The 23,581-nt window shown below is 37.4% G+C and carries 20 protein-coding genes; 9 read left to right on the top strand and 11 right to left on the bottom strand.

Features of this window, described 5'->3' with window-relative positions; translation table 11 throughout:
• The first annotated feature begins 2 nt into the window (after positions 1 to 2).
• Positions 3 to 1,253: a histidinol dehydrogenase gene (gene hisD / locus PHX18_08085; GenBank protein ID MDD3594570.1), complete on the top strand. Its 1,251-nt coding sequence runs from the start codon at positions 3 to 5 to the stop codon at positions 1,251 to 1,253.
• On the opposite strand, the gene PHX18_08080 is transcribed toward hisD, so the two are convergent.
• Together PHX18_08080 and PHX18_08075 are read right to left on the bottom strand one after the other, a co-directional pair.
• Complete coding sequence (locus PHX18_08080; protein MDD3594569.1) at positions 1,248 to 1,787, bottom strand: hypothetical protein; 540 nt, start codon at positions 1,785 to 1,787, stop codon at positions 1,248 to 1,250. The genes hisD and PHX18_08080 overlap by 6 nt on opposite strands.
• Before the next feature lie 62 nt (positions 1,788 to 1,849).
• Complete coding sequence (locus tag PHX18_08075; protein ID MDD3594568.1) at positions 1,850 to 2,962, bottom strand: glycosyltransferase family 4 protein; 1,113 nt, start codon at positions 2,960 to 2,962, stop codon at positions 1,850 to 1,852.
• A gap of 105 nt (positions 2,963 to 3,067) precedes the next feature.
• Here PHX18_08075 and PHX18_08070 point away from each other — a divergent pair, with 105 nt between their 5' ends.
• The 4 genes from PHX18_08070 to PHX18_08055 are packed head-to-tail and all read left to right on the top strand — an operon-like array spanning position 3,068 to position 6,715.
• Positions 3,068 to 4,732: a glycosyltransferase family 39 protein gene (locus PHX18_08070; protein ID MDD3594567.1), complete on the top strand. Its 1,665-nt coding sequence runs from the start codon at positions 3,068 to 3,070 to the stop codon at positions 4,730 to 4,732.
• 3 nt (positions 4,733 to 4,735) lie between these two features.
• Positions 4,736 to 5,368, top strand: coding sequence for a bifunctional 4-hydroxy-2-oxoglutarate aldolase/2-dehydro-3-deoxy-phosphogluconate aldolase (locus tag PHX18_08065; GenBank protein MDD3594566.1), 633 nt, complete (start codon positions 4,736 to 4,738; stop codon positions 5,366 to 5,368).
• 59 nt (positions 5,369 to 5,427) lie between these two features.
• On the top strand, positions 5,428 to 6,513 hold the full coding sequence (prfA, locus tag PHX18_08060) for a peptide chain release factor 1 (protein ID MDD3594565.1): 1,086 nt from the start codon (positions 5,428 to 5,430) through the stop codon (positions 6,511 to 6,513).
• Between the two features lie 10 nt (positions 6,514 to 6,523).
• Positions 6,524 to 6,715 carry a hypothetical protein gene (locus PHX18_08055; GenBank protein MDD3594564.1) on the top strand — a complete coding sequence of 64 codons (192 nt, stop codon included), beginning with the start codon at positions 6,524 to 6,526 and terminating at the stop codon, positions 6,713 to 6,715.
• Between the two features lie 102 nt (positions 6,716 to 6,817).
• Here the strand turns inward: PHX18_08055 and PHX18_08050 are convergent, their stop codons facing one another.
• The 8 genes from PHX18_08050 to PHX18_08015 form a co-directional block, all read right to left on the bottom strand.
• The gene (locus PHX18_08050) at positions 6,818 to 7,138 is read right to left on the bottom strand and encodes a hypothetical protein (protein ID MDD3594563.1); all 321 of its coding nucleotides are present in this window, start codon (positions 7,136 to 7,138) and stop codon (positions 6,818 to 6,820) included.
• A 314-nt stretch (positions 7,139 to 7,452) separates the two neighbouring features.
• Positions 7,453 to 8,301 (bottom strand): flagellin, encoded by an 849-nt coding sequence (locus PHX18_08045; GenBank protein MDD3594562.1) that lies wholly within the window; start codon positions 8,299 to 8,301, stop codon positions 7,453 to 7,455.
• A gap of 169 nt (positions 8,302 to 8,470) precedes the next feature.
• Complete coding sequence (locus tag PHX18_08040; GenBank protein MDD3594561.1) at positions 8,471 to 9,319, bottom strand: flagellin; 849 nt, start codon at positions 9,317 to 9,319, stop codon at positions 8,471 to 8,473.
• 180 nt (positions 9,320 to 9,499) lie between these two features.
• Positions 9,500 to 9,661 carry a hypothetical protein gene (locus PHX18_08035; protein MDD3594560.1) on the bottom strand — a complete coding sequence of 54 codons (162 nt, stop codon included), beginning with the start codon at positions 9,659 to 9,661 and terminating at the stop codon, positions 9,500 to 9,502.
• Between the two features lie 98 nt (positions 9,662 to 9,759).
• Entirely contained in the window at positions 9,760 to 10,041 is a 282-nt protein-coding gene (locus PHX18_08030) for a hypothetical protein (protein MDD3594559.1), read from the bottom strand.
• A 3-nt stretch (positions 10,042 to 10,044) separates the two neighbouring features.
• Positions 10,045 to 11,304: a phosphomethylpyrimidine synthase ThiC gene (gene thiC, locus PHX18_08025; GenBank protein ID MDD3594558.1), complete on the bottom strand. Its 1,260-nt coding sequence runs from the start codon at positions 11,302 to 11,304 to the stop codon at positions 10,045 to 10,047.
• 58 nt (positions 11,305 to 11,362) lie between these two features.
• A complete protein-coding gene (locus tag PHX18_08020; GenBank protein ID MDD3594557.1) occupies positions 11,363 to 12,655 on the bottom strand; it encodes an FAD-dependent oxidoreductase in 1,293 nt (430 codons plus the stop codon).
• Between the two features lie 51 nt (positions 12,656 to 12,706).
• The gene (locus PHX18_08015; protein ID MDD3594556.1) at positions 12,707 to 15,478 is read right to left on the bottom strand and encodes a pitrilysin family protein; all 2,772 of its coding nucleotides are present in this window, start codon (positions 15,476 to 15,478) and stop codon (positions 12,707 to 12,709) included.
• A gap of 128 nt (positions 15,479 to 15,606) precedes the next feature.
• Here PHX18_08015 and gcvPB point away from each other — a divergent pair, with 128 nt between their 5' ends.
• Entirely contained in the window at positions 15,607 to 17,016 is a 1,410-nt protein-coding gene (gene gcvPB / locus PHX18_08010; protein ID MDD3594555.1) for an aminomethyl-transferring glycine dehydrogenase subunit GcvPB, read from the top strand.
• Here gcvPB and PHX18_08005 read toward each other — a convergent pair.
• Entirely contained in the window at positions 17,013 to 17,636 is a 624-nt protein-coding gene (locus PHX18_08005; protein MDD3594554.1) for a hypothetical protein, read from the bottom strand. The two genes, gcvPB and PHX18_08005, sit on opposite strands and share 4 nt — an antisense overlap.
• 190 nt (positions 17,637 to 17,826) lie before the next feature.
• On the opposite strand from PHX18_08005, the gene groES reads away from it, so the two are divergent.
• From groES to smc, 3 genes are all read left to right on the top strand, one after another.
• Positions 17,827 to 18,123 (top strand): co-chaperone GroES, encoded by a 297-nt coding sequence (gene groES / locus PHX18_08000; protein MDD3594553.1) that lies wholly within the window; start codon positions 17,827 to 17,829, stop codon positions 18,121 to 18,123.
• 158 nt (positions 18,124 to 18,281) lie between these two features.
• Positions 18,282 to 19,931 carry a chaperonin GroEL gene (gene groL / locus PHX18_07995; GenBank protein MDD3594552.1) on the top strand — a complete coding sequence of 550 codons (1,650 nt, stop codon included), beginning with the start codon at positions 18,282 to 18,284 and terminating at the stop codon, positions 19,929 to 19,931.
• A gap of 285 nt (positions 19,932 to 20,216) precedes the next feature.
• On the top strand, positions 20,217 to 23,450 hold the full coding sequence (gene smc / locus PHX18_07990) for a chromosome segregation protein SMC (protein MDD3594551.1): 3,234 nt from the start codon (positions 20,217 to 20,219) through the stop codon (positions 23,448 to 23,450).
• Positions 23,451 to 23,581: the final 131 nt, after the last annotated feature.

The following is a 23,581-nucleotide window of genomic DNA, read 5'->3' as shown; positions in this document are numbered from 1 at the left end:
TTATGCAGATAGTCAGTTATAGTGAATTACCTGCTGAATTTTTTGAGTTTAAACTTTTTAATAAATTGCCCTCCGTACATGCAATTATTGAAGATGTAAAAAAACGCAAAGATGAAGCATTAATAGATTATTCAAGGCAATTTGGCGATGGTGATATTAAAAACATCGAACTTACGCAGGCTGAAATTGATGCTGCTTTTAAAAAAGTTCATGACAATACTATTTGTGCGATAAAAATAGCTATAGAGAACGTAAAACGCTTTGCTCATACACAAAGAGCTTCCATAAAAGAAGTGGAATTATTCTCTAACGGCGGAACATTAGGACAAAAAATCATTCCGCTGCGAATAACAGGCGCCTATGTTCCGGGCGGGAATTATCCTTTGCCGTCTTCTGCGATTATGTCTGTAGTTCCTGCAAAAGTTGCAGGTGTACAGGAGGTTGTTGTATGTTCTCCTAAGATACAGGATGTTACTGTTGTTGCAGCTTCTTTGGCAGGAGCGGACAGGATTTTCAGGGTTGGCGGAGTTCAGGCTATAGCTGCTATGGCTTATGGTACCGAAACTATACCTAAAGTAGATAAGATAACAGGTCCGGGCAATAAATTTGTTACTATGGCGAAAAAGCTTGTTTACGGTGATTGCGGCATAGATTTTTTGGCAGGTCCTTCAGAGGTTTTAATTATAGCCGATGATAGTGCAAAACCTGATTTTATTGCAGCCGATATGCTTGCACAGTGTGAACATGATGCTGATGCCAGCGCTATTTTAATCACAAATTCAGAGCTTTTGGCTTACAGGGTAAGTGATAAGATTAACGAATTTTTGCCTAAGTTAAAAACAGGTAAAATTGCGCAGGCTGCACTGGAAAATTCTTACATAATTATGGTTGATGATTTGTCTATGGCTGTAGAAATTGCTAACAGAAAAGCCCCCGAACACCTTGAGCTTATAGTAAAAAATGAAGGTGATTATATAGACAAATTGACTAATTACGGCTCTCTGTTTATAGGCAATTATTCCCTTGAGGCGCTTGGGGATTATTGCTCGGGTACTAACCATATTTTGCCTACTAACGGAGTTGCAAGGTACAGCGCCGGTTTAAGCGTGTTTGATTTCCTTAAAATTCAAACCTGGCAGAAGTTTACCGGTTCAAGTTCATCGCGGGATATAACAAAAGTTGCCTCTCATTTAGCGCATATTGAAGGTTTATCCGCACATAAAATGGCATGTGATATAAGATTGGATTTATAATTTTTTCAGTAAAATTTCAGGCAGCTTTTTTATTATTTTAAAGTTATCTGTTTTTTGTGCCAAAAATTTGAAGCCTTCTATACATTTGTTTTTGCAGAATTTAAAAATTTTATCTACAACTACGAATTTGAATTTTTCCGCCAAAAATCCATAGTAACTGTACAGAATATTCAACTCTCTTGCTTCTTTTTTTATCGTTGTAAGCTGTGTTTCCATTTGTTTTTTTAAGTCTTTTAAATGTTCCAGTTTTTTGTCTTCTTTTGGCAGTTTTAATAATTTCCCGTATTCGATTTTTTCGTCAATGACTTTTAACTCTTTTTCAAGAGTATTTATTTTGATTTTCAGGAGTACTGATTTATTGGTAACATTCTTGTTTACCGTGGATAAAATCAGGCTGGTATCCAAATCATCTATGGATTTATGCGGTTTCTTTTTGATTTTTTCCTGCGGCGGTTTGGCAACAAAAGGGGATTCGCCTTTGAAAACAAAAGCGTTATTAAATACATTTTCTTTTTGTTGTTTTTGCTCAAACATAGCGATTGCACACCAATCCTTACTTAGATGATACACTTTTTTTGCGGTTTAGTGTTCATATATTAGATTGATATTTTGGATTCTGCGGCTTTTAAGAACTCTTCCGTGAAATTTTGCCAGCTTAGCGTTTGAACTTTTTCATAGCCTTTTGTTGCTATTTCATCAAATCTGTTTTCACTTTTTACCATTTCAAGCATTTTAACGGCGAGGTTTTTAGCGGGGGTTTTACCGTAAGGAGCTACAAAGCCTGAAACCCCGTCTTGCACTATTTCACAGGCGCCGCATCTTTCTGTGGTGATTACTATTTTGCCGTAGCTCATCGCCTCAGGCGCTACAAGCCCGAAGGCTTCTTGTCTTGAAGACATCACAATTGCATCTATAGAATTATAAAATTCTGACATATCCTCCTGGAAAGGCAAAAATTCTACATTGCTGTGTATTCCAAGCAAAAAGGTGAAGGCTTTTGTGAGAGAGTTCTTTTCTGCTCCGGGGTATATAATGCGGGCTTTGAAGTTTTTAAACTTTTTCTTTAAATGGTGCAGCGCCGCTAAAAATATGTACCCGCCTTTTATATCAAATCCTACCGCACTCATCCCGAATACAATATTTTTCTCATCCGCTCTTTTAAATTCTTTGTATTCGGCAGGTATATCAATCCCGGGATACAGGACGTGTATTTTTTCAGCCGGCGTTTCTAAATACTTTTTAAAGTCATATTTCAACAACTCTGACGGCACAAATACAAGATTTGTTGTTTCAATTATGGACATTGCGCCGATAGAATCCGTTGTAAGGGTAGAAAATCTTTTTGGCTGGAATAGTTTATTCACAAAGTTTTCAAGAGGGTGCCTTACCTCTTTAAGCCTGTATAGTGTACTGTGTCCGTGTACATATACGGCATCGCAGTTTGCTACTCCTAAATTTTCAGAGAAAACTATATCATATTCTTTTAATTCGGTATTTCTGCGCTCTTGTGTAAGTACAAACGGCTCAGGAACTATGAAAATCCCTTCTTTGTCGATTTGATTATCATATTTTAAATTGACTTCATTGCAAAAAATGTGAACGGTATGCCCTTTTTTTATCAGCTCTGTAATGAGCCTGTAGTTCATTTTTTCGCCGCCGCCGTAAAAATTGTTATCTTCAAGTTTTCTTGTTATAAATGCAAATTTCATAAATATATATTACCCGTAATTTTAGTTTACCATGGATGATTATTATTTAATATCAATTTATTTTTGAGTTTGTTATAATTGTTTTAACGCTACAGAGGGTTAGTTATGGAATTTATAAAAAAACATTCAGTATTATCAGCTGTTCTTATATTACTTTTGGCTTGTTTTTTCGTATTATTTTACGGTTTGGGTTCATATCCTTTTATCGATGTTGATGAAACAAGATATGCAATTATGGCGAGAGAAATTTTGCTGAGCCATGATTGGGTTACAATGCAGTTTAACTTTGAACCGTTTTTTGACAAGCCGCCTTTGTATTTTTGGCTGGTGGCAATATCGTATAAGATTTTTGGCGTGATGAGCAGCTTTGCGGCACGTTTGCCTGTGGCATTGCTGGCGGCGGTGAGTGTTTTCGCTACCTATTATTTTGTTAAACGTGTTAAATCTAATATATCAGGACTTGTAAGCGCTTTGATTTTACTCACTATGCTTGAGTTTACAGTACTTGCAAGGATTTCTATAATTGATATGGTTTTTGCCGCAATTTTGACGCTTAGTGTTTATAGCGGCGCTTTGACAAACTTTTGCGAAGAAAAAAATGAGAAGTTCTACTGGTATGTTTCTTATGCACTTATGGGGCTTGCGATTTTAGCCAAAGGTTTGGTGGGATTTGTTCTTCCTTTTGGAATTCTGTTTGTATTTGCAGTTTTTACAAAGAGGTTAAAAAACTTTTTTAACCCTGTGAACATTATCCCTTCCTTTATAATTATGCTGCTGGTTAGTATGCCGTGGTACGTGGCTATGTATCAAAAACATGGCATGATATTCATCGAAGAGCATATTATAAGACATCATTTCGGAAGGTTTATAGATTCGGGCGGACTTAAGGAAAAAGAACCCGTGTGGTATTTTATACCGGTTTTGTTAATCGGGATTTTCCCTTATGTGTTTAATTTTTTGGCTTTAATTATCAAACAGACAAAAAATGCTGTACTTTTAGGCGGGGAGGTTTTTGGCAAAATACAAGACTGGTTTGTTGAACTTGATAATTCAAAAAAACTGAATATATTTGCTCTTGTATATGCGGTTTGTGTTTTTGGTTTTTTCAGTATTTCAAGCGGAAAGCTGCCCACTTATATTTTGCCTATGTTTCCTGCTGTTGCCATATTGCTTGGGAATTTTTGGTGTGATTATTTGATTAAAGATGAGAACAAATATCTTATAAAATTTTCAAGTATGTTTCTGGCGTTTACTTTGTTTATTGGCGGTATGTTTGCTTTGGCGTCAAGTTATTTGCTGCCTCAAGATGTTGCTGATTTAGTAGCCCCTATGAAAATTATTGTTGCTGTTTGGTTTCTTTTAACCTCTTTTCTTTTACTTGCTTTCATAGGAATGAAGAAAAAATATTTGGTTTTTGCAATGCATGTTCTGTTTATGGCGGGTGTTTCGATTATTGCCGTGCATTATGTTTTTGATTTAATCCATAAAGGAGGGCAAAATGAACTTGCGGAATATTCTTCTGTGGCAAATGAGCAAAAAGCCGCAGAGCTTGTTACTTATAATTTCGGGATAAGACCGTCCGCGTATTTGCATTTTCCTGCGGGAATGGTATTTATTACAGAACCTGATAAACTGCGGCTGCAAAAAATTCTTTCAGATAAAAACAATGTATTTGTTATAATAAAAAATAGTAATGAAGATAATAATATTGAAGCATTTTCGCTTACACAAGTTAAACAAGGTAATAAGTACTCACTTTATAGGAATTAGAATATGAAAAAACAAAATGTATTGGCTCATCTTGAGAAAAGTAAAGTTTTTACCGTAATAAGAGAAAGTAAGAACTTTAAGACGCTTGATGTTGTAAAAGCATTGGTAAAAGGTCATTTAACAACTATAGAAATATCGATGGATATTCCGAATGCAATTGAAATTATTCGGGAAATGTCCAAAGACAACAAAGTTCTCTTAGGAGCATGCTCTATTATTACGACATGTCAGGCCCAGGCGGCAGTTGATGCAGGTGCGCAGTTTTTAGATACTCCGGTAATTGAAATGAGTATAGTCAAGTTTGCCAAAGGAGTGGATGTTCCTCTTATAATGGGTGCTTCTACCGCTAATGAGGCTTATGAAAGCTGGAAACTTAATACGCTCTTGACTAAGATTTTCCCTGCCAAAGATATGGGCGGAGCTGAATATATCAGTGATATTATGAGAGCTATGCCTTTCTTGAAATTAATTGCTACAAGCGGTGTTGAGATTGATGATTTCCTTGATTATATAGAAGCAGGTGCCATTGCTGTGGGATTGGGAAAATCTTTGTTCGAGAATGCAAAATCTTTGGAAGAAATCACACAAAGAGCTTTACTTGTAAGAGAAAAACTTGATAAATATTTAGCACAATAATGATGATAATTCTTGTTTTTTGTTATATCATTAGCTTATAGACGATAGAGGATACATCAATGGAAAAAATGCTTGATAAAATTATAAGCATTGAAAAATCATATAACGAATTGGGAGAAAAACTTTCTGACCCTAATGTAATTGCTGATTATAAAGAGTTTACAACCTTGTCCAGATTAAGAAAATCAATGGAAGAAACCGTTGAACTTTATAAAAAATGGCAGGAAGCATCTAAAGTTTACAGTGAGTCTGTGCAGATGCTTAGAGAAGAAAATGACCCTGAGATGAGGGTGTTTTTAGATGCTGAAGCTGAAGGCGCACAAGAAAAAATGGAAATTTATTCCCAGGAAATGAAGGTTTTGCTGCTGCCCAGAGACCCTATGGATGATAAGGATATTATGCTTGAAATCAGAGGCAGTGCAGGCGGAGATGAAGCTAATATCTTTGCAGGCGATTTAATGAGAATGTATATGCGCTATGCTGAAAAACAAGGTTGGAAAACTCAGGTTTTGAGCATCAACGAATGTGATGTCGGCGGAATCAGCGAGGTTGTTATTTCTATACAGGGCGACAGTGTTTACAGCAAATTAAAGTATGAGTCAGGAGTCCACAGAGTTCAGCGTGTTCCGCAAACAGAATCTCAGGGGCGTATTCATACAAGTACTGCAACAGTGGCAGTTATGCCTGAGGTAGAAGATGTTGAAATTGATATCAACCCTACCGATTTAGAAATATCAACAGCACGCTCGGGCGGCGCCGGCGGACAAAATGTTAATAAGGTTGAAACTGCCGTAAGAATAGTTCATAAGCCTTCGGGTATTATGGTTTTTTGCACGGAGGAGCGCAGCCAATTGCAAAATAAAGAACGTGCCATGCAAATTCTTAAGGCAAAACTTTATGATATAGAAGTTCAAAAACAAATGCAGGAAATAACTGATTTAAGACGTTCACAGGTTGGTTCAGGAGACAGAAGCGAAAGAATCAGAACTTATAACTTCCCTCAAGGCAGACTCACAGACCATAGAATAGGGCAAAACCTTAATGTATGGACAGTTATTGAAGGTGAAATCGAAGAGTTAATTAATTTGCTTATTAATTATGACCAACAGAAGAAATTAGAATTGTTAGCACAATCCGGTAATTAAGGAGACAAAAATGGACAAAATTACTATTCGTTCAGACAGAGATACTGATTATGTTTTTACGTACAACGGAGAAGAAGTTGTTCTTCCTGCGGGTAAAATTCTTAGTATAGCAGGCGGCTTGGATAATGTTGTTCTTCCTACTACCACTATGAAGATTATGAATAACCTGATTGTTATCAAAGACAAGTGCGATAGTAAATAGAAGCCGGGAGCGGCTGGAAGCTTAATAGTTATTGCGGAAAATCAGTAAGCAGCAAAAATCTATGCGAAAGCCTAGCCTCCAAGCTTCTTAAAACCTTAGCTTCTAAATTATTTCTTTTAGGATTAAGTTAATGTTCAAGCCATTGACACTAAAGAAGTGTGAAACTTTACCCTTGCCCTTGTATTCAAGCCCGTCAAGGTTGAGTTCCACGTCAACTTCATTAGCTTTTTTTGCCATTTCTTCAAGTAAAAGATACTGGTTCATTTCCATTTCATCGTTATCAAGGTTTAACTTAAACTTTTCTAACGATTCGCTTTTGTTGGTTTTAAAATTAAATACTTCGTCAATTCCGTCTAAATACCCGTATGTGAGCGGAAAGTTAATTTTATGTTCTTTATAATCGATTTTCAACTCATCTTTCATGGAAAAGCCGCCATCCGGATGGATTTGTAACCTATTATTATAATAACAGACATTTTGGGTTTTTCAACCCCATACAGTTGGAAAATTTTATGATTACTGCTTCCACACTCTGCATATGTATGCAAAGAAAAAGGACCTGTTGCCAGATCCGTTTGGTTAAATTAATAAGAAGAGAGAGCTTTCCATCCATATTAATAAAGAAAATTTCTCTCGGAAAATTGCTTAATATAACAAAATCGTTACAATTTTTACATTTACCATAGCATGAAAAAAAGAGCCGAAATTATTCCGGCTCTTTGATTTTGCTAAAAACACTAACCGATAAGTTGTAAAGCAATTGATGGGTTTTGATTTGCTTGAGATAACAAACTTGCGGATGCTTGTTGCAAGATTTGTTCCTTGGTTAATGTAGCAGACTCCTTAGCTACGTCTGCATCCCTGATTTGTGATAATGAGGATGATAGGTTTTCATACTTAATGTCTAAACTCTCAAGAGCAGATTCCAGTCTGTTTTGATAAGCGCCGATTTTAGCTCTTGCATCTGTAACTTTGGATATGGCTTCATCAATGGTAGTGATAAAGTCAGATGCGCTTACTGATGTTTTGAAGTTAGTGTCTAAATTTGCGCCAGAAAATTGAGCGCTCAATGCGGTAGCTGTCATTTTAATAAGAGCATCACCTATTGCTAATCTGTTGTCAGCTCCTGTGTTTGCACCGATTTGAAGTGTTAAATTTGTACCGTTATTGCTTAGTAAAGGTATTTCACTGAATGAAGATACATTAGCAAGCCTTGTGATTTCCTGGAAACGAGCTTTAACTTCTGATAGAAGCATTGTTCTTTCTGAAGTAGAATAAGTTCCGTTTGCTGCCTGGACAGTCAAATCTCTGACTCTTTGAAGGTTTTCCTGAATAACGGACATATCACCTTCAGCAGTTTGAAGCAGATTAATACCGTGTTCAGTGTTGGATTTAGCAATTTGACTGCCGCTTACCTGTGCTTTAAAGCCTTCTGCAATTGATAATCCCGCTGCATCATCTGATGCTTTGTTGATTTTGAAACCTGTTGACAAACGTTCAATTGATTGGTTAACACCCGCATTTGCGTTGTTTAGGTTTCTTTGTACCATGTTTGAGGTAACATTTGTGTTGATTACTAGTGCCATAGTGATTCTCCTTAATCTCTAATTAACTCTGTGGATCCTTCCACATTAGCTATATTCGGCAGATTTGAGCTTGTCTGGATACGGAAAAAGTTTAAACTTTATTATACTTAAGTATGAAAAAAGAGCCTGCGAAACTCGCAGACTCTTTTTACCATGCTTTTATTTAATTTTAGATTAAGCTTAAAGCAATTGATGGGTTTTGATTTGCTTGAGATAACAAACTTGCTGAAGCTTGTTGAAGAATTTGGTTCTTCGTCAAGTTTGCTGATTCAGCTGCAACGTCAGTATCTTTAATTGTAGATAATGAAGCTGACATGTTTTGATATTTAGTATCTAAACTGTCCATTGCTGAATCAAGTCTGTTTTGATAAGCACCCATTTTAGCTCTGGATTCTGATACTTTTATAATCGCTGCATCAACATCGTCAAGGAATTCCGATGCTTTTGCCGAGCCAGCACCAAATGCGGTTTTGATGTTTGCAGCCGTGAATTTGTCGCTCAAAGCTGTTGCTGTTGCTTTAATTAACGCATCACCGATGTTTAATCTGTTGTCGTCACCGCTGTTTGTACCGATTTGAAGAGTAACGCTTGTTGAAGCATTTTTCAAAAGGTCGATACCGCTGAATTTTGAAATGTTTGCGATTCTGCTGATTTCATCCATACGAGCTTTTACTTCTTGACCAATCATGGTTCTTTCAGCGGTTGAATAAGTACCGTTAGCTGCCTGAACTGAAAGGTCTCTTACTCTTTGAAGGTTTTCTTGAATAACCGCAAGATCTCCTTCTGCTGATTGAAGCAAGTTAGTACCGTGTTGAATGTTGTCTTTTGCAACTAAAGAGCCGCTTGCTTGAGATTTGAAGCCTTCTGAAATTGCTAATCCTGCAGCGTCATCTGCCGCTTTGTTGATTTTGTAACCTGTTGACAAGCGTTCAATAGATTGATTAACGCCTGCGTTTGCCTTGTTCAATTTAGCTTGAACCAAGTTTGATGTAACATTTGTGTTGACTACTAGTGCCATAGTGATTCTCCTTATCTAACTAACACACATCCTTGATATAAAAATATAAGAATTTTTACTTTATCCCTTAGTATATTCATATATTATTCGTATTTAGAGCTTATTCCTATTCAAAAAAAGCTGTAATAATCCCATACTAAAGTTGTATTTTTATGGTTAGTTATCAAAGAGAACTTTTATCTAATCAACGCTGCCTTTCATAAGGTCTGACAGCTTGATTTCTTTGTTTACCTTTATTTCAACAGGCTGCAATTCCTTAACTTCACCTTCTTTAAGCTGAAAAAGTCCTACATAATTTTCTGTTGAACTAAAACCAAGTAATGAAAATAATTGTTTAAGCATATTTAATCCCTTTCTCACTGAGGTTATTTTTCTATTTACTAATTAAACGGATTTTTAAAAAATAATCAACCTCTATTCAGCTAATTTAGTAAGAGGGGTTACTTATCTTTTTCTGTAAAATACACTCCGCCGCAGTTAAAACAGGGAATATAGTAGCGTTCGAGCAGTTCGTCTTTTGTTATAAAGATGCAGTTTTTTGTACATAAAAGCGCCCAAATACAATCGGCTTTATGTGCTTTTTTTGTCTTTGTATTATAAACAGCTGTTTCAGGCGTAATATAACTTTTATTTATATTTGCATTTAAAACGGCATGCCCGTCATGCGCATAAGAACATGAACAAAAAATCATATAGACAAGTATAGTTATAAATAATTTCATCTTCTATAAATAATTATTAATAAGTTTCATGCTGCAATATTCGCCGCACATTGTGCAAGGCGTACCGTTGTCTATATTTTCAAACACTGTTTTATCAATAGAGTATTCGCGCTGTTTGCACCAATCAAGCTCTTTTCTTGCAACAGACATTAGTCGGTCTTGCTCAATAGCGTATTTATTCCCTTTTGCAACGTCAATGGCATGGGCTGCAATTTTAGAAGTTATAACCCCTTGTCTTACCTGTTCGTTATTCGGCAAGCCTAAATGCTCGCTTGGCGTTACGTAGCATAAAAAATCCGCTCCGTTCACTCCCGCTAAAGTTGCGCCTATAGCGCCTGTAATATGGTCATATCCCGGCGCTATATCGGTGACCAATGGACCTAAAACGTACAAAGGAGCGTTACGGGTTAATTCTTTGATAGTTTGAATCATAGAAGGAATCATATTTAAAGGTACATGCCCGGGTCCTTCTACCATTGATTGCACCCCTGCTTTTCTTGCTCTGTTTACAAGCTCGCCTAAAACAATGGTTTCCGATACTTGCGCTCTGTCGCCAGCATCAGCTCCGCAGCCGGGTCTTAGCCCGTCGCCTAAAGATAATGTACAATCGTAAGTTCTTGCAATATCAAGTAAATCATCATAAAACTCATAAAGGGGATTTTCACAGCCGTTTGCTTCCATCCATGCCGCTGTCATTGAACCGCCCCGGCTTACTATACCCGTAATTCTGCCTTGTTCTTTTAAAGCCTTTATTACTTGTTTTGTTACTCCGCAGTGTACCGTGATAAAATCCACCCCGTCTTTGCAGTGTTTTTCTATGTCAGAAAACAATTTATCTTTACTCATTTGAGCAATATCGTGTTTTTCATCAATGGCTTCTTTACCTGCCTGATAAATTGGCACTGTACCTACGGGAATTGTTGAATTTTTTATGATAATGTTTCTTACTTCGTCCAAATCAGCACCTGTAGATAAATCCATGACCGTATCACAGTTTGTGGCTATAATCGTTTGAAGTTTTTCAAGCTCTAAATCCAGTCCGCTTCTTTCCTTGGATGTTCCTATATTGGCATTAACTTTTATGCTCATGCCTGTTCCTATGGCAACAGGGATTGTATTTTTATGGTTGATATTTTTCAGAATAACAATTTCGCCGCTTGCGGTTTTTTCGAGCAAAAACGATGATGAAACTTGTTCTTTTTCAAGTATATATTCCATTTCAGGAGTTAAAATGCCCTTTTGGGCTTTTAATAATTGTGTCATAAGGCTCCCCTATATTTCAAGTACGCTTATAATTATACATCGTAAAGATTATTAGTGGTTAGCTTTGTAACTTTTTACATATATAATCGGCCGCATTTTCACCTGTTGAAATGCAGTTTGGCATTATTCGCAAGGAAGCCTGTGCCAGAAATGTTGCGCTGATTGCTCTGCCTAAAGTAAGCAAATTCGTATATTTAGGGTTTAAAGTACATTCAACAGGGATTTCGTAGTAATCGTTTTCTTTTACAAAGCGTAATTCACCCTTGTTTTTATGGTAAGAATGAACATCTATAGGGTAATTGGATTTTGCAACGGCATCTTTGAACTTGGTACAGTTTAAAATATCTTCCTCGTTTAAAATGTAGCTGCCTTTTATCCTTCTTGAATCTCTAACCCCTAGCATGGGTGCGCTTTGAGATACGTAGGCTTTTTTAAAGCCCGGAAGATATTTTTTGCAAAACCGCTCCAACCTTCTTATCTGAGACCGCCCTTGCATAAGTGCAAAGCTTATATCATCGGGATTTAGAGGGTTCAGCTGACGGCTGCTTGAAATCCTGGGGCAGTTAAAGCCTATGCTTGCAGGCTGCGCCGGGATTGTAAAAATCTGAAAATAAGCGGTGTCTTCAAACGTTAAATCCCCGTTTTTTACTGCTTCTTCAAAAAAAGGTTTAAGCTTCCAATCTTTATCGTCATAAGTATATGCCGTAGAAAGATGTATCTCGCCGTTATCAAGGCGATAAACCGGAGAAACTTTTTCATCATCAAGTGATTCTAAAAATTGCGCAAATTCTTCCATATCAATATTTGACATTATAAAACGCAGGGTAAAAGCCTGATTTTTACCGTTGTCGCCGTTTTCAAAATCAACACCGCATAATGATGAAAAATCAGCGTTGCCTGTTGCGTCAACAAAATATTTTGATTTTAAAGAAAATTTTTGCCCGCAGGTGAAAATTTCTGCGCTTAATACTTGTTTCCCCGTAGTTTCGGCAGATGTTACCACGCTGTCGAAAAGAACTTCTACCCCCAGCTCTTCACAATATTCATCGAGCGTGTATTTTAAGACTTCAGGGTTAAACCAGCCTTTATTGCCGTCTTTGAAAGTAATACCGCCGTTGTTTTTTTGTAATCTTTCCGTCAGCTCTTTGAAAAAACCGGAGTTTAAGTCAGTTCCGTCCTGAAGCTGATTTTTCATCATGGGGAAAACCAGTCCGCCTGTAGCGCTGCCGCCTAAAAATGTGAGTTTTTCCACTATTAATACTTTAAGCCCTTTTTCTGCCGCACCAAAAGCGCAGGCACACCCGGACAAACCGCCGCCAAAGATTATTACATCGTATGTTTTGTTTTTCATATTATATATAATACAAATTTTTTAGCAGTTATGCAAACAAGGTTCTTAATTTTATTTTCCTGCAAATGATTGAAGATAATCCGCATTATTATCAATGGTAGCCTTGCTTGCAACGATTGAAACAACGGAAGGCTTGGTCAAATAATGTCCGGCAATTTTTTGAATATCTTCTGCCGTTGCGCTGTCTATTGCTTTAAGCATTTCATCCGGGTACTCTTTTTTATAGGGGCTTTTCATCGAAATACTTGTGATTTGATTTTTGCCCTGAGTGGATTCTTTTAAGAATGCTATTTTGCTTTTCAGCTGGCGTTTTGCAGCGTTTAATTCTTCTTGTGAAACAGGTGTTGTTATCAGTTGATTTATATGCTTTTTAAACCCTTCCAATGACTTTTTAACGTTGTCATATTGCGGAACCTGTGTATTATCGGTTGTTGTCATTATATTTAGAGCAAGTATTCCTTCGTTGTCCGATGATTCATAGAAAGAATTAACTCTATAGGCAAGCTTTTGGGTTTCTCTTAGGTCGTTAAACAATCTTGAATTGCTGTTGCCGCCGAGAATTTCATTTAAAAGCGACATTGTTACCTTATCTTTTACATTGCCTGTTTCTTCAATCCTAAATAGCTGAACTATATCGGCCTGGCTTCTGTTAACTGTTTCTAAGGCTATTTTAGCAGAATCAAGCTCTTTTATTAAAGGCTTTTGCCCGAGGGTAGCAGGCTTGTATTGTTGTTTAATTTGAGCAAGTTCGCTGTAAAGATTTCCCAATGCTTCTTTATTTTTGTCAAAATCCATTGTTGCTGTAGCTGTAAATGCGCTATTGTAAAGAATTTTGTTATAATGTTCTATTACATCATTCAGGGTTAAATTGTCGAGATTTCTGTAAGCTTTTCCGGAGCCGGTGCCCAAGGGATGATTGCCGTATAGAAGCTCTACCCCTTTATCTAAAGCAACCTTAGGACTGCTTAGATATGAGTTTTTCAGTTCTTGTTTTACCTTGTCAAAGTTTTCCTGTGTAAGTACGGGGGCATATATATTTCTTCTGAACTGTTCAATCACGGTTTTTATTTTGTCAGAAGGGGCTTTGAAATTAAAGACTATTGAATTGTAGCTTCCTGAAATGTTTTTTTCGATACTGTTTATATCGTTAATGTTGCTGAATTCTTCCTCGCTCATTAAAGATGTGCCTTTTGTAAGCATGCCTCTAAGCATTGATGACACGCCCGGTTTTTCATCCTGTAATTCAGGGCATTTCAGTTCAAATTTTATTGCGCTGATTTTTGCATCATGGGTATTACCGGTTGTTAGTTCGATATTATTCGGAAGACGGTAGAAGTTTATATTTTGGGCATTTTGTACTTTTCCGCCGAAGGATACGTTATCCTTCTTTTTAGCAGGGTGCGTAAGTGCAATGGAAACCTTATTAAGGTCGAGATATTTTTTGGAAATATTTTGAACATCTTGCGGTTTTATGCCTTCAATAATTTTATCAAGGTTTTTTAAAGTATCAAGATTACCCTCATCCAGTATTGTAGAAGCGAGCAGAGAAGTAATCCCCATATTTGACTCGCCTGTTTGGTTAATGAAGTTTTTTAATTTTTCTTTTGCTATATTAAGTTCGGACTCTGAAATCCCATTTATGTTTACGTTGTGAATTTCTTGATAAATATCTTTTAAGATTTCTTCCTGATTTCCTTTTGGGGTAGAAGTGTTAAAGATTACGGCTTGAGGGTCTGTTGGTTTAGTTCCGATATTTTCTATTACCGTTGAAATATCTGCACCGTATTTATCCATTGCTTTTTGAAGCCGTGAGTTTTTATACATAGCAAGCACTTGAAGAAGAAGGGTTAAAGCGATTTTTTCTTCTTTAACCGAGGGAACGGCAAAGCCCAGCTGAATTATTGTTGATTGTGTGTTTGTTGAAACCAAATCCTGCCTCACGCTTTTGGTTACGGGGGTTAATTCTTCGTGATATTTTGGGGTATTAGTTGTTTTTACAAAATCCTTGAACTCTTCGCTCATAGTAGCTGCAACTTTTTCTTCATCTTCACTTGAAATCACCACACTGATGGCATTATCCGGGGTATAGTAAGTATTATAAAACTTAAGAACGGTATCTCTGTCTAAATTTCGTATATTTTCGACGCTGCCGCCCACCAAATCCTGAGCGTTTGTTTTGATTTGGAACAGGTTTTTAAGCAGAGCATTTAACGTTTTATTTTGCGGATTATCGCCAATCATTTGAATTTCGGATATAACGGGGCCTTTTTCCTTTTCAAGCATGTCAACTGAAAAATCAGGGTTTACTATCATATCCGAGTGCATGTTTACTGTTTTAGCCAGTTCCTCTTTACTTGAAAGAGGATTTACAACGAAATAGTCCGTTACATTAAAACCTGTGCTGGCATTGTATTTACCGCCCATTTTTATTACGTTGTCGACGAATTCACCGGCCTTATAATTTTTAGAACCGTTAAACAGGTTGTGTTCAATATAGTGGCTTATACCTCGTATATTGTCATTTTCGTTCATTGAACCGACTTTGAAGTGTGTTTTTACAACAGTAGGTCCGTCCTTTTTAATAACCAACAGTTTTTGTCCGTTTTTTAGTACAAATAATTTGGCGTTGACGTCCAAATAAGGGATTTTCACATCTTCTAAAAAAGTGTAGTTTTTTTGTCTGAAACTTACATTCCTAAGGGCAGCGGAAGCACTTTTAGACAGGACGGTTTCATCATTTCTTAACGGCACACTGGCGTTACTTTTGAAATTTTTATCCGCCTTAATTTTATTATTATTAAAATCTATAGAATTAATATACATGTATACAACCTTGCTACCCTTATATTATATAAAAATAATAATCTTTCAAAATTGCTTTAATTTACGCATTTGTAAATTAATGTTTGCCATTATATAATTTAACCAGGTATTGAAGAGGGGGATAGCCCGTGGGGAAAACAATTTTTGAAAAATCAAACCGACCTGCAATAGCAGAAGTGAAGGATATAGATAATCTTGATGAAGTTTACATAAGAAAAACGGCGCCAAACCTGCCGGAACTTAGCGAAGGCGAAGTGGTAAGGCACTTTTTTAATCTTTCAAAAAAGAATTTTTGTTTGGACGAGGGCTTTTATCCTTTGGGTTCCTGTACCATGAAATATAACCCGAAAATTAACGAGTGGGCGGCTAATCTTGACGGATTTTTGAATATACACCCTAACCAGAGTGATGATACTCTTCAAGGCGCATTAGCTCTTATGTATCACTTACAAAAACAGCTTTGTGCAGTTACGGGCATGGATGCGGTGAGTTTGCAGCCGGCAGCAGGTGCGCATGGCGAACTTGCAGGTTTAATGGTTATTAAAGCTTATTTTGAAACTAAAGGTCTTAAAAAGACAAAAATTATAGTACCTGATTCAGCCCACGGCACAAACCCTGCCAGCGCTAAAATGTGCGGCTTTGAAGTGGTAGAAATAAAATCAAACCAAGACGGGCTGGTTGATATTGAAGAACTTAAAAAAGCTCTTGACGATGATATCGCGGGCTTGATGCTTACAAACCCAAATACTTTGGGGTTGTTTGAGCGTGATATTTTAGAAATCTCGTCTTTGGTACATCAGGCAGGCGGATTGCTTTACTACGACGGAGCGAACCTTAACGCTATTATGGGGATTACAAACCCTGCTATTATGGGCTTTGACGTAGTGCATGTTAATTTGCACAAAACTTTTTCCACCCCTCATGGCGGAGGCGGACCCGGGGCAGGCCCCGTCGGTGTTGTGCAAAAACTGGCAGAATTCTTGCCTGTACCTGTTATAGGCTACAAAGATAAAAAATACTACCGTGATTATTCTCTGCCAAATTCTATAGGCAAAGTCCGCTCGTTCTTCGGAAATTTCGGTATTTTAGTCAGAGCCTATACTTATATAACCATGATGGGCAAAGACTTAAAAAAAGCCAGTGAAGATGCTGTTTTGAACGCTAATTATATCAAAGAAAAATTAAAGGATTACTATGAAGTGCCGTTTGACAGGCATTGTATGCATGAATTCGTAATGACAAGCCATAACCAAAAAGAATACGGGATAAACACCCTTATGCTTGCTAAAAGGCTTATAGATTACGGATTTCATCCGCCTACAATTTATTTCCCTCTGATTGTTCATGAAGCAATGATGATAGAGCCTACAGAAACAGAGTCAAAGGCAACTTTAGACGAGTTTATTAATGTGATGATAAAACTGGCACAGGATGTAAAAGAAAACCAGGAAGATTTTATCAATGCACCGTCTAACGCTCCCGTTAAAAAAGTCGATGAAACCTTTGCCGCAAGAAATCCTAATCTTAAGTGGGATTAAGCAGCCTTAGTTTCGGCGGCTTTATTTGCGGAGTTTTTAAGTAAAGCTTTTAGACCGAAGTATGCTGCACCTAATGTTGCTGCGCCTATAGCTGCACCTTTTGCACTAACATTTTTTAACTTTTTAAGGTCTAATGCACCGAATTTTTTGAAGTGTGGGCTATCAACGTATTTAGCGAATTTGACATCTTTTGCCAGCTTGGTTGAAGCAGACGAAATACCAATTAAACCGCCTCCCAAAATAGCACTTATTGCACCAAATACAGTAGGTTTTCCCGTGGTTTTGTTCTCTCTGCCTTTGTTAATATTATTGTCTGTAAGCTTGCCGATTAAGTAGCCTATGCCCACAGTTACGGGAAGACCGATAAGCCCTATGGCAGAACCTAAATATCTCATTTCGTTTTTAACACCTTTTTGTATTGCACCTAATGCTATACATAATAACGGATATCCTATCGCCCCGATTGTTTTGAATTTAGTAGATTTTTCAAACGAATCTTTTTTTATCTCTGCTGATGCAGGAGATGTCGCTTGTTGCTGAACCTTTGGCTCAGCTGCGGTTTGCGTTGTTGTATTTGTTTTAAATTGAGAAAAATTGTTTTGAATGTTTGTAATAGGCATGCCTTTATCCTTGATTTAGTGAATTGCTTATATTAAATCTAAATATAAAATCATTTGTTACTTTTTGCAAGAATGATTAATTTTTTGTTAAAAAAAGCTTATTTTTTTATAACTTGTTATAAATTATACTTGTGAGCAATATTAACATGTTTCATTTATTATGAAAGAGAAATTGTTTGGAGGAAAAAACATGTCAGAATTAAAAATTAAACCGTTAGGCGACAAAATGGTTATCAAAGTTATTGATGATACTCAACAATCATCGGGCGGTATCTTTATACCTGATAGTGCAAAAGAAAAACCGCAAAAAGGCGAAGTTCTCGCCGTAGGATTGGGTACCAGAGATAAAGACGGAAAACGTTTGGAAATGGACGTTAAGGTGGGCGACACCGTTTTATTTGCTAAATACAGCGGAACAGACGTTAAATTAAACGGTACCGAGCTTAAAATTATTAGCGAAAAAGATGTTTTAGCTATTATTGAGTAGCGGATTTGCGGTAGGGCGCCGTGTTAGGCAAAGCCGAACCCAGCCCGTAAGTCGGAGGTAAGTGATGAGCTTTCCGAACGACCCGCATAATCCAAGACGGCGTAAGCCCTAGCAAACTAAGAATTGTATAGAGTTTTAAATTAATAGGAGATAAAAACATGGCAAAATCAATAGTATTTTCCGAAGATGCCAGAAAGTCACTTGTAAAAGGTGTAGATGCTGTAGCAGATGCAGTAAAAGTTACATTAGGACCTAAAGGCAGAAATGTAATATTAGACAAGAAATTCGGCGGACCTCAAATAGTTAACGATGGCGTTACTATTGCAAAAGAAATCGAACTTAAAGACCCTCTTGAAAACGCAGGTGCGCAGCTTGTTAAGGAAGTTTCTTCAAAAACAAACGATGTAGCCGGCGACGGTACTACCACGGCTTCTGTTTTGGCACAAGCTATTGTGAGAGAAGGCTTAAAAAACGTAACGGCAGGCGCTAATCCTATCGCAATTAAAAGAGGTATAGACAAAGCAGTAGAAATTTCCGTAGAAGAAATTAAGAACATGTCAAAACCCGTTGAAACAAAAGAAGCTATCTCTCAGGTTGCTTCAATCTCGGCAGGAAATGACAACTATATCGGCGGACTTATAGCAGATGCTATGGATAAAGTAGGCAAAGACGGCGTTATCACGGTCGAAGAATCAAAATCAACAGGCACCAACCTTAAAGTTGTTGAAGGTATGCAGTTTGATAAAGGCTATATTTCACCTTACTTCGTAACCGATACGGAGCGTATGGAATCAGTTTTGGAAGATGCTTTTGTACTTTGTGTAAACAAAAAAATCAACCTTATTTCCGAGTTAGTTCCTGTTTTAGAGCAGGTAGCAAGAGAAGGCAGAAGTTTGCTTCTTATCGCAGAAGACGTTGAAGGCGAAGCGCTTGCAACTCTTGTAGTTAACACTATGAGAAAAGTCTTAAGAGCCGTAGCTGTTAAAGCTCCGGGCTTTGGCGACAGAAGAAAAGCTATGCTTGAAGACATCGCTATTTTAACAGGCGGTGAAATGTTTACGGAAGAGCTTGGCATTAAGCTTGAAAACGTAACAGTTCAAATGATGGGCAAAGCTAAACGTGTTACCGTTACAAAAGATACAACAACAATTGTTGTAGGTGATGATGCAAAAGCAGAAGTTGACGAAAGAATTAAACAAATTAAACGTCAAATCGAGCAATCAGACAGTGATTACGATAAAGAAAAACTTCAGGAAAGATTAGCAAAACTTTCAGGCGGGGTAGCTGTTATTGAAGTAGGCGCAGCTACGGAAACCGAATTGAAAGAACGCAAATTAAGAATTGAAGATGCACTCAACGCTACAAGAGCTGCTATCGAAGAGGGTATAGTTCCCGGCGGCGGTGTTGCTTTGGTTAAAGTAGCCAAAGTACTTTATTCAAAAGTCGAATCTGCAGATTGCAAAGATTGCACTCCTGATGAAAAAACAGGTGCAGAAATTCTTTTAAGGGCGCTTTATTCTCCGCTTAGACAAATTGCTACAAACGCGGGCGCTAAAGGCGATGTTATCGTTGAGAAAATCCAAGAGTTAGGCGATAACCAGGGCTACGATGCTTTAAGAGATGAATTCGTTGATATGTACAAAGCAGGTATAGTAGACCCTGCAAAAGTTACAAGAAGTGCATTGGAAAATGCAGCGTCAATAGCATCAATGCTTTTGACAACAGAAGCTGCTGTTGTTGATATCCCTGAAGAAAAATCAGCAATGCCTGATATGTCAGGCATGGGCGGTATGGGCGGAATGATGTAAGCTCATTACCTTCATAAAATAAACAAAAAAAGCCCCGAATAAATCGGGGCTTTTTTATTGAGGACATGGCAATACAGCGGGTAAAGAGTTGTTTTGAAGACCGTTGAGCCAAATTACTTCGCTACCGCTCGTAAAGACAAACTCTTAAGTCCTTCACCTGTTCATCTCTTAAACTTATTCACCTGTTCCCGGCCTCTTTTTATTAAGCAACTTTAAACTTTTTGACAAATTGACTTTGCTGTATCAAACTTAATAATGAGTGAATATCACAATTTAAGGCATCACATGCATATTAGAGAGCTAGAGTTAGATAATTTCAAATCTTGTGCAAATAAAGTAACAATCCCGTTTTTAGACGGTTTAACTACCATAGCGGGACCTAACGGTTCAGGCAAGAGCAACGTTATAGACAGCGTGTTATTTTGTCTTGGGTTATCTTCTTCAAGAAGCCTAAGGGCAAAGACCTTATACGACTTTATCAGTACCCATAACAACAGAAACGATGCCAGTGTAAGGATTACTTTCGGTGATGAAAAGGACGAAAAACTCTTAACCGTCGAGCGAAATATTAAAAAGACCTCAAGCGGTTTTATAAGCACTTATTATTTAGACGGCAAGTCTTCTTCCCTGTCTGAAATTCACGAAAAACTGCTTGATTATAACGTATCGCCCGGCAGTTACAATGTTATTATGCAAAATGACGTTGCGGAGATAGTTAACAATACGCCTCTAAACAGACGCAGAATTTTAGATGAAATAGCCGGGGTGGCGGATTTTGACAGAAGGATTGACCAGGCAACAGGTGAGCTTGAAATAGTTGAAAAACGTGTTGAAAAATCTCATATAGTATTGCAGGAGATTGAAATCAGGCTTGAAGACTTGAAATCCCAAAAAGAAGAAGCACTTAAGTTTCAAAAGCTGCGTGAAGAAAAAGCCGAATACGAAAATAAGCTTTCTACCGTTAAATATTTTGATATAAAAAATTCACTCGAAAGAGTTCATGAAAATATCCTTGAAACCAATAAAAACAAGAAAAATCAGGAAAAAGAACTCACAAAAGTTGACACAAAACTTGATGAAACAAAAGCTAAGCTGCAAGAACTTTCTGAATTGGTCAAGCAGAAGGGTGAGGACGAACAGCTCAGAACCAAAGCTCAAATAGAAGCTCTTAAAAGTGATATTAATACCAAACAAAATTCTATCGATATGATTAACCGTCAAGTTGAAAACAACGAGATTTCATCCAAAAACGCGCTTGAAAATATAGAAACCCTAAAAGGAAAGATAGATAATGCTAATTTGCGCATAGACAATAAAAAAGACGAAATCAAATCGCTTGAAAAAAACATTGAACATGAAAAACAGGAACTCGACAGGGTTTTAAAAGAAATAGCGGAAATGAGCCGTGAGAGCAACGATAATGTAAAGAAGCGTTCTGAGCTTCGCAGCGCTTTAGAGAGCAAGAAGGACGAAGAAAATACCCTGTTAAAACAGGTTATTCCTCTTGAAGAAAATATCAAGCGTTTAGAGCGTGATATACAAGAAGCGCAGGAAGTTATAAATAATTTTGAAGCTGCCAACCAAAAAAATCTTGATGAAAAAGACAAATTAACCCTTCAAATAGAAGAACTTTCAAAAGAGCTTAAAGACTACGAACTTATGCAAAAAAATTCGTTTAATGCGCTTGATGATACAAAAGGAAAAATCGACGAAACTGCAAGAAATATTCAGCTTGCATACAATAAAGTTGCACAGCTTGAAGCAAATAAAAGAGCGGTAGCGGAATCTAATCTTTCTTATCCGGTAGATTTTATTATGAAATCTAAGATTGAAGGTGTTCATGCGCCTTTAGCGCAGCTTGGAAAAGTCGACAATGATTATGCAGCCGCACTTGAGATTGCAATGGGCGGCAGGATGGCATCTATAGTCGTAGATGATGAAGATACGGCAAGTATTTGTATGGATGCTCTGATTAGTGCAAGAGCAGGCCGTGCTACCTTCCTTCCTTTAAATAAAATTAAACGTGCGCCTTCAAGAATGAGCGCACCTAACCAAAACGGTGTCATAGACTATGCAATTAATCTTATTGATTTTGATGATAAATACTTAGATGCCTTCTACCACGCTTTGGGCGATACTTTGATTGTAGAAGACAGAGTAACAGCGCAAAAACTTATCGGAAAATACCGCATGGTCTGTCTGGACGGTTCTTTGTACGATAAATCAGCCGCAATTACAGGCGGCAGCGTTCCAAAATCAAGAATGCAGTTTTCCAGTACGCAGGATAAAGAACTCGAAAAATGCAAACAAAAATTAGGCGGGTTTCAGGATGAATATGACAGGTTAGACAGAGAAAAAGCTAAAATAGAAGCTAAATTGAACACTATTCGCCAGGAATATTCAACAACCATGAGTGAACTTAACCGGAAAAAATACGCTATGGATGCGCTTGTTGAGTCTATGTCTAACTCCGAAAAATCACTCGACTCTAAAAAACAACTTTTGGCTCAAATGACACCTGCTTTGCAAAAAAGTCAGGGAGAACTTGAGGAGCTTAAGACTAAACAGGCTGAAATCACTCTGGAAATTGAAAATTTAACCAAAGAAATCGAGCAGGTGGAAAAATCCATTCCCGAAGATGAGCTTTCTAAGCTGGATGAGCTTTCAGAAAGTATTGAGTTTGAAATAAGAAGATTTCAGTCGGGTATTATCAAAGCAGAAGGCGAAATCAAAAGTATCCAAACGGAAATCACCTTCACGCAGCAATCTGTTGAAGCTCAGAAAAATCAAATCACAAAGTTAAAAGCAGATAATGAAAATTTTGCGCAAGATAAGAAGCTTGCAGAAGGGCAAATTCTCCAAATTCAATCAATGATTGAAGAACTTCAGGTTAAAGTTAAAGAAATAGATGAGAAATTATCCGAACTCCAAAAGCAAAGAGATGATGCACAAAATGGAGTTTTGGAATATCAAACACTTAAAAATTCTTTGAACTTGAATCTTGAGCGTCTTGAAGAAAACATAGAAGCGTTGAAAGGCCGCAGAAAAGAACTGGAGCCCGAGCTTGAAGCTATAAGAAACGAACTTGCACAAGCAGGTTATCAAATAGCTAACTTAATCCCTGTTGAAATTTCAACGGAAGATGTTTTAAAAGCCATCGCCCGTATCGACAAAAAAATGGCGGAACTTGGGGATGTTAATATGATGGCTATTAAGGAATATGATACGGTTTGCGAAAGAAAAGACGAACTCAAGGACAAGCTTGAAACCCTGTCAAGAGAAAAATCGCAAATTATGGAGCGTATGCAGGGGTATGAGGACTTGAAGCGTAAGTCCTTTCTTGATGCATTTGAAAAAATCAACTTTCATTTTAAAGAAATTTTTGGCGAGCTTGCAGACGGTCCGGGTGAGCTGATTTTGGAAAATCCTGTTGACCCTCTTAACGGCGGGCTTACAATTAAAGCCCAGCACAGGGATAAAAAAATGCAGAGGCTTGAAGCTATGAGCGGCGGCGAATAATCACGTACGGCGTTAGCATTTGTATTTGCAATCCAAAGGTATTCTCCGGCGCCGTTTTATGCGCTTGATGAGGTTGATGCATCTTTGGACAGTATTAACGTGGCGAAACTTGCGGATATTATCAAAAAACA

It is taken from the genome of Candidatus Gastranaerophilales bacterium, from assembly GCA_028696075.1.
Classification (GTDB): Bacteria; Cyanobacteriota; Vampirovibrionia; order Gastranaerophilales; family JAILCC01; genus JAQVHS01.
This window is presented reverse-complemented; position numbering and strand designations above follow the sequence as displayed.